This window comes from Lichenihabitans sp. PAMC28606 (assembly GCF_020616535.1).
GTDB classification, from domain to species: domain Bacteria; phylum Pseudomonadota; class Alphaproteobacteria; order Rhizobiales; family Beijerinckiaceae; genus Lichenihabitans; species Lichenihabitans psoromatis.
The window spans coordinates 3,146,518-3,159,006 of the sequence record NZ_CP085136.1; the positions used below are offsets into that span (position 1 = coordinate 3,146,518).

Sequence of the window (12,489 nt, forward strand, 5' to 3'; positions counted from 1 at the left end):
CGTCAGCTCAGGGTCACAATTGGCGCGTCGAAATACGTCGGATGTGTGTCAATCCTCAGGCGCCACGGACGTCGCAAATTACGGCTGAGATTTCAGTCGGCTAAGCGCGACGGTCGATCGCCTCGCCTCGCCTCGCCTCGCCACGATCATGGTCGGCGTCGGTGGCGGGCTTGCGTCTGATCTGAACAGAATCACGACCGGGGTTTCAGCCACGCCGCGTGAAAAACGTCTGGAGGAAGCGGGTCGACCAGATCGATCGGATCATCATGATGAGTAGCAGAAACGCGCCCCAGAGCGCCGTTGCCAGATGCTGGTTGGCGCCGAGTTGGTTGAGGCCGGATGCGATGACTTGCAGGATCACCAACGCGATCGTGAGCGGGATGACGCGACCGAACCCGCCGAAGGGATCGACACGGCCGAGGAAGCAGGCCAGCACGGTGATGAGCAGGTAGGACTCGCCGTGCCCCACCCGCACCGAGTTGAACCGCGCCAGCATGACGATGCCGGCGATGCCGCACATGAGGCCGGACAGCGTATAAACCAGGGTCAACATGCGTTTGGTCGGCACACCGGAATAGCGCGTCGCCTCGATGTTCGAGCCGATCATGCGGGTCGCGAAGCCGAGCCGCGTGCGTGACATCAGAACGTTCCAGATCAGCACGCAGGCCGCGAAGACCAGCAGCGGCACCGGGATGCCGAGCAGCGTTCCCTGTCCGATCGTTTGCACGAAGCCCGGGACGCCGGAGATATCGCCGCCCTTGGTCAGGAACTCGCCCAGACCGCGCACGAAGATCATCATCGAGAGCGAGACGAGAATCGGGTGCGCACCCGTATAGGCGATGATGGTGCCCATCAGCCAACCGACCAGCGCGCCCGTCGCCAGGGCGGCCACCACACCGAGCACGAAGGCTCCCGTCCCGGCATCGACACCGCCATAGCTCTGCAGCACCCAGGCCATGGCAAGGCCCGAGAGATTCGCCGTGAACGTGATGGCGAGATTGAAACCGCCCGAGATGATCGGCATCAGCATCGCCAGCGTCAGCAGGCCGAGTTCTGGCAGCTGGAACGCAACGGACGTGAAGGTGCTTGTTGAGAAGAAACCCGGCGACATCACGCTGAAGAGAACCAGGACGACGAGCAGAAAGCCGAGCAGGCCGAGCACGTCGCCATCGGCCAGAACGCCGCTGCGACCGATGCGGGGAGGGGAGACCGACTGGGTCGTCATCAGGCGATCCTTCTTGCGGTGGGTGTGCGCCATGATCCAATGAGGCGACCGGCCCCCTCACTCGATAGCGTGATCGCCACCAGGATGATGGCACCGACGATCATCTTGAACGCGTAGGGCGAAATGCCGAGCAGGTTTAGGCCGTTCTGGGTGATGGCCACGAGAATGATGCCCAGAATGACGCCGAGGATGGTGCCGCGTCCGCCGCCAAGGCGGGCGCCGCCCAGCACCACAGCGGCCAGCACGTCCAGTTCACGGCCATAAAGCGCGTTGGGAACCACCTCCTGAGCATAATGGGCCTGCATCAACCCGGCGATGCCGGCCATCAGACCGAGCCAGCCGAAGGCGAGATAATGCATGGCCCCGATGCTGATGCCAACGCGCCGCGCGCCTTCGGGATTGTCGCCCATCGCATAGAGCTGCCGCCCTGTCGTCGTGCGGCGGAGCAGCAGCCACGTCGCCACGACGCAAACCACCATGACGAGAACCGGCAGCGTGAGCTCGGCACGGCCGCTCGCCATGTCGGTTCCGAACACGACGACGCGTGTGGTCCACCAATCGGGCAGGTCATAGATCGAGACCCCGCCGGAGAAGAACATCAGGCCGCCGAAGAACAGATTATAGGTCGCGATCGTCACGACGATCGACACGATGCGGAATTGATAGATCAGGAAGGCGTTGAGGCAGCCGAGCATCAGGCCGAACACCGCGGCGAGCGCGAAGCCCAACGCCCAGTCGCCGCCGCCGAGCTGCGCCACCGTCAGCGCCGTCAGATATTGCACCACGGAGGCCGCGACCGTGAATGAGATGTCGATGCCGCCAGCGATCAGCACCACCAGCAGACCGACCCCGAAGATGATGTTGACCGCGCTGGTGTTGAGCAGATCGAAAATGTTCGACAGGGTCAGAAACGTCGTGGTGGTGAAGCCGAGACCCACCACCATGGCGAGGATCACGAGGATCAACCAACGTTCCGTCGATCCGATGCGGAGCTTAGGCATGAACGGCCTTTTCGATGTGGTCGATATCGGTCGAGTCGGTCCGATAGGTCTCGACGATGCGCCCGTCCCGCATGTGAAGAATCCGGTCGGCGTTGAAATAGACCTCGGGGATTTCATCGGAGATCAGCAGGATCGCCATGCCGGCTTCCGCAAGATCGTGGATGATCGAGAAGATGCCGGCCCGCGCGCCGACATCGACCCCGACGGTCGGCGAGTCGAGGATCAGGAGTTTCGGCTCGGTCGCCAGCCATTTGGCCAGCACGATCCTCTGTTGATTACCGCCCGACAGGGTCGAGACCGCATCGTCGGGCTTGCCGATCTTCACGCCGAGATCGGCGATCCACTTGTCGATCAGTGTATCGCGGCGTTTCTGATTGATGAGAATCCCGGGGCCGAGCAGCCGATCGAGAACCGCCATCACGGTGTTGTCGCCGATCGATTGCGGCTGAACGAGGCCGAGCTGGAGCCGGTCTTCCGACACATAGGCGATCCCCGCCTCGATCGCGTCGCGGTTGTTGCGAAGCTGCAGGGTCTTGCCATCGAGCGCGATCGTGCCGGCGGCCGGCCGCGTCATGCCGAACAGCGAGAGCGCCAATTCGGTGCGGCCCGAACCGAGCCGTCCCGTGAGGCCGACGATCTCGCCCTTGCGGATCGTGAAGGCGATGTCGTCATATTGACCGGCGCGCGACAGGCCGTCGACCGCGAGCACGACCGGCTGGGTCTCGAGGTCACGCGACTGGACCGCATAATCGAAGGTTTTGCCGGTCATCAATTCGGTCAAACGCGTCTGCGTCATGCCGGCGGTCGGGAAGGTGCCGACATAACGGCCGTCACGCAGCACCGTCACCCGGCTGCACACATCGAGCACTTCGGCCAGCCGATGGCTGACGAACACGACCGCGATACCTTCCGACGACAGGCGCCGCACGATCGTCAGCAGTGCATCGGTCTCGGCCTGGCTGAGCGAGGCGGTGGGCTCGTCCATGAAAACGAGCCGCGCCTCCGCCACCAGCGCGCGGGCGATCGCCACGATCTGGCGCTGGGCGATCAGCAGGGTCCGCAACGGCGCGTCGAGGTCGAGGTCGACGCCAAGCCGGTCGAGGATGCGCTTGGCGGCCGCTTTCATGCCTGCATAATCGACAAGGCGTGGTCGAGCGCCGAGGTTGCTCTCAAAGCCGATATTCTCCGCCACCGACATTTCGGGGAACAGCGCGAGATCCTGCCAGATGACCTGGATGCCGAGCGCACGGGCGGTGCCCGGGTTCAGACCCTCGATCGAGCGGCCGTCAAAGGTCATCACGGCACCGCGCTCGGGCGCATGGACGCCGCTGATGATCTTGATCAACGTGCTTTTGCCGCAGCCGTTCTCACCCGCCAGACAAAGCACCTCGCCGCGCTTCACCTCGAAGCTGATGTCCTGCAGGGCTTTGACGCCGCCGAACTGCTTCGAGATGTTCTCGAGATGCAACAAGGGCGTCGTGTCGGCCGATGCGGGGTCGGATGGGGCAGAGGCTGGATCGGGCATCGAGAGCGCTCGCTAAAGCCGGATCGGCGCTGTTCGGGTCGCGGCCCGTCTTTGCTCGCCGTCAGGCTCGGTCAGAATGAGAACGGAGCAGACCGGCAAGCCGGCCTGCTCCAGAGCGCGAGGGTCCGAAGATCCTCGCGTCGACCGTTGGATGCCGTCAGAGGCCCATCTTGGCGAGATCGTCCACGGTATTTTTGTTGAGATCGACCAATTCGTCGACGATCAGGTTATGGCCGTCGGGATGCACCACGCCGAGACCCGGGATGGTTGTGCCGTCCTTGATCGGCTCGCCCTTGACCACCATCGTGCCAAGCGTCACGAAGACCTCGCCGGCGAGTTCCGGGTTCCACATGAAGCCGCCCGTCAGGACGCCGTCATGCACGAGCTTCTTGCCTTGTCCGGGCGAGAAGGGACCCATGACGAGGATCTTGCCATCCATATGCTTTTCCGCGACGGCGCGGGCCGCGCCGATCGGGCCTTGGCTGCCGAAAGCCAGGAAGCCTTTGAGATCGGGGTGTGCGCGCATCAGGTCGAGCGCCGTGCTGCGCGATTGATCAACGTTTTCGGCAACGCCGTAGCGGTCGCCGACGAGCTTCATGTCGGGTGCGTTCGCTTTGATGTAGGCGATCGCCGCATCGGCCCATGCATTATGCAACGGCACCGTGAGGGAGCCGACGAACACCGCATATTCACCCTTGCCGCCGAGAGCATCGACGAGGCGCTTGCCATAGGCTTCGCCGAAGCCCTTGGACGAGGCCAATTCGAAGTCGTAGTCGGCGTTCTTCTGCTTGGGAGATTCGTGCGTGATGACCTTGATGCCGGCGGCGCGGGCGCGTTCGAGCACGGGTTCGAGAACTTCCGCATCATTCGGCACGACGCCGATCACGTCGACCTTCTGGGCGATCAGATCTTCGATGGCGCGGACCTGAAGCGCGGGGTCGGCGCTGGTCGGGCCGATCATGAAGGCTTTGACGCCGAGCTCGGCGCCCTTCTTCTTGATGCCCGCCTCCATGGCGTTGAACCACGGGATGCCGCCGATCTTGACCACGACGCCGATCACCGGCTTGTCGGGCGAGGCGCTCGCCGGGCCGACGATCGTCATCGCGATCGCGCCGGCCAACAGAGCACGCTTGAACAGATTTACCATGAAATCCTCCCTGATAAGCGCCCGCCCCATCGGGGTCGTGCGTGGCGACTGTGCCGCTCGATCTTGACGGCGCGGCGGCTCATCCGCATCGCGCTTGACGAATAGCTAAATCTATTTAGCAATCTCTGTCAAACGGCAATCGCTCGACGTTCGCGCAAGAAACGTGGCAAGTCCGTTCGAACGGGAGAAGAACCCCAATGGCACGCGCCGCAGGCGGACGAAAAGCAACCATCTACGATATCGCGACGGCCACGAAGGCCTCGGCCTCGACCGTCAGCCTCGTGCTGAACGGGAGTTGGGCCCGCTATCGGATCAAGGAGGACACGGCGCAGCGCGTGCTCGAAAGCGCGCGGACGCTCGGCTACAACGTCAACTTGAAGGCGCGCGGGCTCCGTCTGTCCCGCTCCGGCCTCGCCGGTATGATCCTGCCGCATTATCGCAATCGGTTTTTCGCCGATCTGGCCGAAACCTTCGAGGCCGAGGCGCGGCGTCGCTCCCTCTGCCCGATCGTGGTCAGCACGCAGCGCGACGGCCCGTCCGAGGTCAAGGTCACCGAGACCCTCCTGGCCCAGCAGGTCGAATTTCTGTTCATCGTCGGCGTGGCGGAACCCGAGCCGTTGAACCGGTTATGCGGGGCGTCCGACACGCCATGCGTCAACATCGATCTGCCCGGCGAGGCGGCTCCCTCGGTCGTGTCGGACAACCGGGCCGGAGCGCGCCAACTCACCGATCTGCTGATCGGCAAGATCCGGGCACGCGGGGGCGACCCCATGAGCCTGCTCTATCTCGGCGGCGTCGCCGGCGAATATGCGACCGACAATCGCGTCGCCGGCTTCACGGATGCGCTCGGGGCCCAGGGCATCCGGCCCTCCGGCAGCATGTTGATGCGATGCGGCTATCCGCCAGCCGCCGCAAAGGCGGCCCTCCAGCATTATCTCGAGGTTCAGGGCCGGCTTCCGGTCGGGCTCTTCATCAGCTCGATCGCGGTCTTCGAGGGTCTCGTCCAATTTGCCGCGACCTTGCCGCCCCGGTCGCTCGAGCAACTCGTGGTCGGCTGTTTCGACTGGGACCCGTTCGCCGCCTCGCTGCCGTTCGACGTTTCGATGCTGCGGCAGAACGTCGAGGTCATGATCGAGGAAGCGTTCACGGCGCTTGGTGAGGCCGAGCAGATCGCTCGGCCTTTCGTGATGGTGCCGCCTGTGCTGGAGCGGCCCTGAAGCTCTAAGAGCCGAAGTTGCCGACCGGCTCGATCTCGGCATGGATGCCGACGCTGGCATCGCCATTGGCCATGACCCAGCCGCGAAACATGCCGCCCGTGTTGAACGGCGCCGCGACATGGCCTGTGGCGTCGACCGAGACCAAGCCGGCACCGATGCGGTAGGGCGCGAGATCGGCCAGCACCGTGTCGGTCGCGGTCGCGAGGCTTTCGCCGAGATAGGCGATCCGACTGGCGATCTCATGCCCGAGAACGTGCCGAATAAAATACTCGCCCTGGCCGGTGCCGGAGACGGCGCAGACGCCGTCACGCGCATAGGTGCCAGCACCGATGATCGGGCTGTCACCGACACGTCCCGCCGGTTTGTTGGTGTAGCCGCCGGTCGAGGTTGCGGCCGCGAGATGGCCGTCCCGATCGAGCGCTACCGCCCCGACCGTGCCGTGCTTCTCGGCCTCGCTGGCCGAGGCGAGGGTACCATCCTGTCCGCGCCGGATCATGCTGGCGAGCGCGTCCCGGCGCCGCTCGGTGGTGAAATAGCTCTGGTCGACGAGCTCGACCCCATGGGCTTCCGCATAGAGGTCGGCGGATGGGCCGGTCAGCATCGCGAGCGTGCCGCTCTCGAGTATGGCGCGCGCCGCCTTGACCGGGTTGCGGATCCGCTGCGCCGCCACGATCGCGCCGGCCGCGAGGGTCGCGCCGTCCATGATCGAGGCATCGAGTTCATGAAGGCCGTCGTGGTTGAGCGCCGCGCCGTGGCCGGCGTTGAAATGCGGCGAATCTTCCATCACGACGACCGCGGCCTCGACCGCATCGACCGCGCGTCCGCCGCGCGTGAGTACAGCCCAGCCGGCCCGCAGCGCCTCGGTGAGGTGCTGACGTGCCTCCCTCCATTCCGCATCGCTGAGGTCTTCCCGGGCGAGGACGCCGCAGCCACCGTGGATCGCCAACACGCTTTGGTTCATCGAGACTGCTCCTTCGGTCACGCCGCCAACTGATCGACCTTGCGGGTCAGATCGGCGAGATAGGGGGCGGGGTCAAGCGACGAGCCGGTGGCGCGCCGCAGGATCGCGTCGGGTGTGAGGCTGCGGCCGTGCCGGTGGACGTGGGCGCCGAGCCACGCCGCAAGCGGGGCGTAATCGCCGCGCTCGAGGCCGCTCGTGACGCCGGCGTCGCGGCCAGCGGCTGCGAACAGCTGCGAGCTCATGACGTTGCCGAGCGTATAGGTCGGAAACGAGCCCATGAGACCGGCCGCCCAATGCACGTCCTGAAGCACGCCGTCCCGATGGTTCGGCACGTCGAGGCCAAGGTCGCGCCGCACCATGTCCGACCAGGCACCGGGGAGGTCACGGACCGCAAGGTCACCCGCCATCAGGGCGGCTTCAAGGTCCGTCCGGAATATGACGTGCAGGTCGTAGGTCAACTCGTCCGCTTCGACCCGGATGAGACCCGGTGCGACGTGATTGACGGCCCGCCAAAGGCTGTCGGCATCGGCATCCGCCAACGGGCGTGGGAACGCGGCCCGAGCCTCGGCACAATGCAGCCCCCAGAAGCGCCGCGACCGGCCGACCCGGTTTTCCCACAGTCGCGACTGGCTTTCGTGCATCCCGAAGCTGGCGCCGCCGACCGCGTAGAGCCCGACGAGATCGGTTGCGAAAATCGAGCGGCTGAACGCGGGGTCGAGGCCCTGCTCGTACATGCCGTGACCGGCCTCGTGCCACACGCCGAAGAAACCGCTCGGCAGCCAAGTGTCGCGAAATCGGCCGGTGATCCGGACGTCCGTCCGATCGAACGAGATCTCGAACGGATGGGCCGTGTCGTCGAGCCGACCACGGGCGAAATCATAGCCCATGCGGGCCGCCATCGCGGACGCGAACGCTTTTTGGTCCGGGATCGGGAAGGGTCCGCGCAGCAGGTCGAGCCGTGGCTCCGGCAGGCTCCTGGCCCGTTCGATGAGGGGCAGCAATCCGGCCCGTAGCGTCGCATAGAGCGTGTCGAGACGGGCCAACGTCATGCCTGGCTCGTACTGACCGACCAGCGCGTCATAAGGGTGCTCGGCATAGCCGATCGCCTCGGCACGCTGGCGCTGCAACGCGACCGTGCGTTCGAGATAGGGCGCGAACCCATCGAAATCGTTGGTTCGTCGCGCCTCGACCCAGGCCGATTCGGCGCGCGCCGCAAGATCGGCCGCTTCGACGATCAGGCTCTTCGGAATCCGACGTAGCGTCTCGACGGCGAGGCGCGTCTGATCGATGGCACGGCGCGACAGGTCGTCGGCTGGCAGCGCCGCTGTCACCTCCGAGGCCGCATCGAGGGCGGCCCGGAACGGCTCCCCGGTCGCAAGATCGCGCGCAAGACCCGTCAGCGTGGCGATCTGTTTGCCGCGCGCTGCCGCGCCTGCGGCGGGCATGAGGGTGCGGGCATCCCAATGCAGCACATTGATGGCGCAGAGCAGATCGGCGATCTGCCCCATCTGCTCGTTGTAGGGCGCAAGGCTCATGCTTCGCTCCTCATTGGAGCCGCCTCTCGGCTCGCGGCTGGATCGCCGAACGCGCTCAAGTGACAGGCCGCGAGATGGCCGTCACCGCGCGTCGTCAGCACCGGACGCTCGGTGATGCAGCGGTCAAACGCATGCGGACAGCGGGTGTGGAAGGCGCATCCCGAGGGGAGGTTGACGGGGCTCGGCAATTCACCCCGCACCGCCGGGGCGCGGCTGCGGCGGCCGGGGTCCATCTCGGGTGCGGCGTCGATGAGGGCGCGCGTATAGGGGTGGCGCGGCGCCGAAAACACAGCCTCGGCGTCGCCGATCTCGACCACTGCGCCGAGATACATGACGGCGACCCGGTGCGAGAAATGCCGCACGAGGCGCAGGTCGTGGGCCACGAACAGCACCGTCAGATTGAGGCGATTCTGCAATTCGAGCAGCAGGTTGACGACCTGCGCCTGAACCGACACGTCGAGCGCCGACACGAGCTCGTCCGCCACCAGAATGTCGGGTTCGACCGCGAGCGCGCGGGCGATGCCGATCCGCTGCCGTTGTCCGCCCGAAAATTCATGCGGCAGGCGGTCGGCCGCATCGGTCGGCAGGCGCACGAGATCGAGCAGTTCGGCGACGCGGGCCGGGATGTCGGCCGAGGGGCGCATCCGATGCACGCTCAACGCCTCGGTCAGCACCTGCCGAACGGTCATGCGCGGATTGAGCGAGCCATAGGGATCCTGGAACACCATCTGGACGCGGCGATTGAAGGCGCGGCGGTCGCTCCCGTGGAGCGTTGCGATATCGATCCCGTCGAAGACGACGCGGCCCGCGCTCGGGTCGATCAGCCGGACGATGGCACGGGCTAAGGTCGATTTTCCACAACCGCTTTCGCCGACGATCCCGAGCGTCTCGCCGCGCCGCAGATCGAGGGTGATGCCGTTCAGCGCATGTACGACCCGCTGTGGCGTCCCGGTCAGCCGGTCGGTCCAGGCGCGCGCCATGGCAAAGCGCACGACGAGGTCGTCAATGCGGAGGATCGACGGGGCGGTCGTGACGGCGGTCATCGGCTCAGCCCCGCCGCCGCGACCGCTTCATGATGGAAACAGGCGACCAGCCGGCCGGGCGCGATCGAGGCGAGCGGCGGGCGCTCCGCCATGCAGATTTCCGTTTTAAAGCTGCAGCGCGGATGAAAGGCGCAACCCTGCGGCATGTCGGCCAGCGACGGCGGCGTGCCGTCGATCGACAGCAAGAGCTGCCGCTCCTGCCCGGGGCGCGGCACCGAGCCGAGCAAACCACGTGTGTAGGGATGGTGCGGTTCGGCGAAGAGGCTCGCGACCGACCCGCTTTCCACGATGCGGCCCGCATACATGACGGCAACGCGGGAGCAGGTCTGTGCCACGACGCCGAGGTCATGCGTCACCAGAATGACGCTCATGCCGAGCCGGTCGCGCAGATCGACAATGAGCTTCAGGATCTGATCCTGGATCGTCACATCGAGCGCCGTCGTGGGTTCATCGGCCAGCAGCAGGCGCGGTTCGCCCGCCAGCGCGATCGCGATCATGACGCGCTGGCGCATGCCGCCCGAGAACTCATGTGGATAATGATCGAGCCGCTCTGTCGCGGCCGGAATGCCGACGAGATCCAGCAAGTCGACCGCGCGCGCCTTGCGGGCGGCTTTGGACAGATCGGTATGGGTCGCCAACGTCTCGTCGATCTGCTGAAAAACCGTCAGGACCGGGTTGAGCGCCGTCATGGGCTCTTGGAAGATCATCGCGATCTCTCCCCCCCGCACCGCGCGCAGCTTGGCCTCGGGCAAAGCCAAGAGATCGACGCCGTTCCAGACGACGGACCCGCTGACCGTGCCGGGTGGCCGCAGCATCCGCAGCAACGAGCGCAGCGTCACGCTCTTGCCCGAGCCCGACTCACCGACAAGTCCGATGATCTCGCCGTCGCCGATCTCGAAACTCACGCCATCGACGGCGCGCACCGGGCCGGCCGGGCCCGTGAAGGTGGCGGTGAGGTCGCGCACCGTCAGCGTCGTCATCGGCGCGGCCTCAGAAGATCCGACAGAGCATCGCCGAGCAGGCTGAATCCGAGGCCGGTGATCACGATGGCGATACCGGGGAAGATCGAGATCCACCATGCGGTCGACATGTAGTTTTTTCCGTCGGCGATCAGCACGCCCCATTCGGCGGCAGGCGGTTGCGCCCCGAGCCCGAGATAACCAAGGCTGGAGCCGAGCAGGATGCACAGCGCCATATCGGTCATCCAATAGACGATCGCGGGCGTGATCGCGTTGGGCAGCAGGTGGCGCAGGATGATACGCGGCGTGCTGTAGCCCATGACCCGCCCGGCCGAGGCATAATCGAGCCGCTTCTGCACCTTGAATTCGGCCGCGATGATCCTGGCGTAGAAGATCCAGCCGACCGCGCTGATCGCGATATAGAGGTTGATGAGGCCAGGGCCCAACACCGCCACGATGGCGATGACCAGCACGAGAAACGGAAACGTCACGATCGCGTCGACGAAGCGGCCGAACACGCTCTCGACCCAGCCGCCGTAATAGCCGACGACGGCACCGACCAGCGTGCCGAAGACGAATGGGAAGAGCGTGCCGAAGATCGCGATCTGCAGGTCGATGCGGAACGCCCAGATGGTGCGCGAGAGAATATCGCGCCCAAAGTTGTCGGTGCCGAACGGATGGGCAAGCGAGGGGCCTTTGAGGATCGCCTTGTAGTCGAATGTGGTGGGGCTGCGCGGCGCGAACCATTGCGGTTCGACAGCCATCAACAGCGCCAAGCCAAGGATCACGACCGCGAGCACGAGAGTCGGTGTTATCCGCAAGGTCAGCCGCGCGCGCTGACGTCGTCGGGGCATTGGCGACGAGATCAGATCTTCGGCGGCCGTCACTGCGCCACCCTCGGATCGAGGGCTGCCTGCAACAGGTCCGTCAGCAGGAAGATCAGCGACACCACGACGGCCAGCGCCAGCGTGAGGCCCTGGATCACGGGATAATCGCGCCCGTAAATACTGTCGATCATCAGGCGTCCAACACCGGGAATCGCAAAGACGGTTTCGGTGATGACGGCGCCGCCGAGCAACACACCGATCGTCGGCCCGAGCAACGCTACCGTCGAGATCAAGGCGTTCCGCAACACGTGCCGCAGCATGATGAGCCGGGGGCGCAGGCCTTTGGCGCGGGCGAAATCGACATATTCGGCCCCGAGCACGTCGACGATCGCGGCCCTCAGATTTCGCATCAGCACGGCCGCGAGGCTGACGGCGAGCGTCAAGGCCGGGAGGAACAGGTGATAGAGATGGTCGGCCCAGTCATTGCCATAGCCGCCGACCGGAAACCATCGCAGGGTGGCCGAAAAGACGGTCAGCAGCACGAGGCCGATGTAGAAGACCGGCATCGACAGGCCGACCTGAAAGGCGCCGCGGATGATCGCGTCAGCCGGACGGTTGCGGCGCATCGCCGCCACGAACGCTAGCGGCACCGCCATGAGGATCGCGAAGAGAGCCGCCATTCCGGTCAGCAGAAGCGTCACCGGAAGCCGGTCGGCGATTAGCGACGAGACCGGGACCTGGATCACAAACGATCGGCCGAGGTCGCCGTGCAGCACGCGTTCGACGAAGGCCACGAATTGCAGCACCAGCGGCCGGTCGAGCCCATATTGCGCCTTGGCGCGGGCCACGTCCGCATCCGTCACTCGATCACCCGCGATCGCGCTCAAGGGATCGCCGGGGAGCAGGCGCACGATCACGAACGTCACGACAAGGATGAACAGCAGCGTCGGGATGATCTGCAGGATACGGCGGATCACGAAACCCGGATTCAGCACGGCTCAGGTCTCCGGGGGCGGCATCGACGCCGGCCCACGCTCACTTTGCAGAAG

Annotated in this window: 11 protein-coding genes; 1 reads left to right on the forward strand and 10 read right to left on the reverse strand. The window is 65.5% G+C overall.

The genetic code is table 11. The features are described from left to right. Positions 1–205: 205 nt before the first annotated feature. The 4 genes from LGH83_RS14830 to LGH83_RS14845 form a co-directional block, all read right to left on the reverse strand. Positions 206–1,225: an ABC transporter permease gene (locus tag LGH83_RS14830; RefSeq protein WP_131113590.1), complete on the reverse strand. Its 1,020-nt coding sequence runs from the start codon at positions 1,223–1,225 to the stop codon at positions 206–208. Beyond that, on the reverse strand, positions 1,225–2,226 hold the full coding sequence (locus LGH83_RS14835) for an ABC transporter permease (RefSeq protein ID WP_227399329.1): 1,002 nt from the start codon (positions 2,224–2,226) through the stop codon (positions 1,225–1,227). The genes LGH83_RS14830 and LGH83_RS14835 overlap by 1 nt, the downstream gene beginning before the upstream one ends. Next, on the reverse strand, positions 2,219–3,751 hold the full coding sequence (locus LGH83_RS14840; RefSeq protein WP_227399330.1) for a sugar ABC transporter ATP-binding protein: 1,533 nt from the start codon (positions 3,749–3,751) through the stop codon (positions 2,219–2,221). Before LGH83_RS14840 ends, LGH83_RS14835 begins: the two co-directional genes overlap by 8 nt. 157 nt (positions 3,752–3,908) lie before the next feature. After that, entirely contained in the window at positions 3,909–4,898 is a 990-nt protein-coding gene (locus LGH83_RS14845) for a substrate-binding domain-containing protein (protein WP_131113587.1), read from the reverse strand. 197 nt (positions 4,899–5,095) lie between these two features. Between LGH83_RS14845 and LGH83_RS14850 the strand changes: the two genes are divergently transcribed. Then, entirely contained in the window at positions 5,096–6,115 is a 1,020-nt protein-coding gene (locus LGH83_RS14850; protein ID WP_227399331.1) for a LacI family DNA-binding transcriptional regulator, read from the forward strand. A gap of 4 nt (positions 6,116–6,119) precedes the next feature. Here LGH83_RS14850 and LGH83_RS14855 read toward each other — a convergent pair whose 3' ends face one another. Genes LGH83_RS14855 through LGH83_RS14880 form a run of 6 tightly spaced genes read right to left on the reverse strand, consistent with a single transcriptional unit; the run spans position 6,120 to position 12,435 of the window. Beyond that, on the reverse strand, positions 6,120–7,076 hold the full coding sequence (locus LGH83_RS14855; RefSeq protein ID WP_227399332.1) for an isoaspartyl peptidase/L-asparaginase family protein: 957 nt from the start codon (positions 7,074–7,076) through the stop codon (positions 6,120–6,122). A gap of 17 nt (positions 7,077–7,093) precedes the next feature. After that, entirely contained in the window at positions 7,094–8,611 is a 1,518-nt protein-coding gene (locus LGH83_RS14860) for a carboxypeptidase M32 (RefSeq protein WP_227399333.1), read from the reverse strand. Beyond that, positions 8,608–9,654: an ABC transporter ATP-binding protein gene (locus LGH83_RS14865; RefSeq protein WP_227399334.1), complete on the reverse strand. Its 1,047-nt coding sequence runs from the start codon at positions 9,652–9,654 to the stop codon at positions 8,608–8,610. Before LGH83_RS14865 ends, LGH83_RS14860 begins: the two co-directional genes overlap by 4 nt. Continuing rightward, positions 9,651–10,634 carry an ABC transporter ATP-binding protein gene (locus LGH83_RS14870; protein ID WP_227399335.1) on the reverse strand — a complete coding sequence of 328 codons (984 nt, stop codon included), beginning with the start codon at positions 10,632–10,634 and terminating at the stop codon, positions 9,651–9,653. The genes LGH83_RS14865 and LGH83_RS14870 overlap by 4 nt, the downstream gene beginning before the upstream one ends. Next, positions 10,631–11,467, reverse strand: coding sequence for an ABC transporter permease (locus LGH83_RS14875; protein WP_227401864.1), 837 nt, complete (start codon positions 11,465–11,467; stop codon positions 10,631–10,633). The genes LGH83_RS14870 and LGH83_RS14875 overlap by 4 nt, the downstream gene beginning before the upstream one ends. 29 nt (positions 11,468–11,496) lie before the next feature. Next, a complete protein-coding gene (locus LGH83_RS14880) occupies positions 11,497–12,435 on the reverse strand; it encodes an ABC transporter permease (RefSeq protein WP_207388255.1) in 939 nt (312 codons plus the stop codon). Between the last annotated feature and the right edge of the window lie 54 nt (positions 12,436–12,489).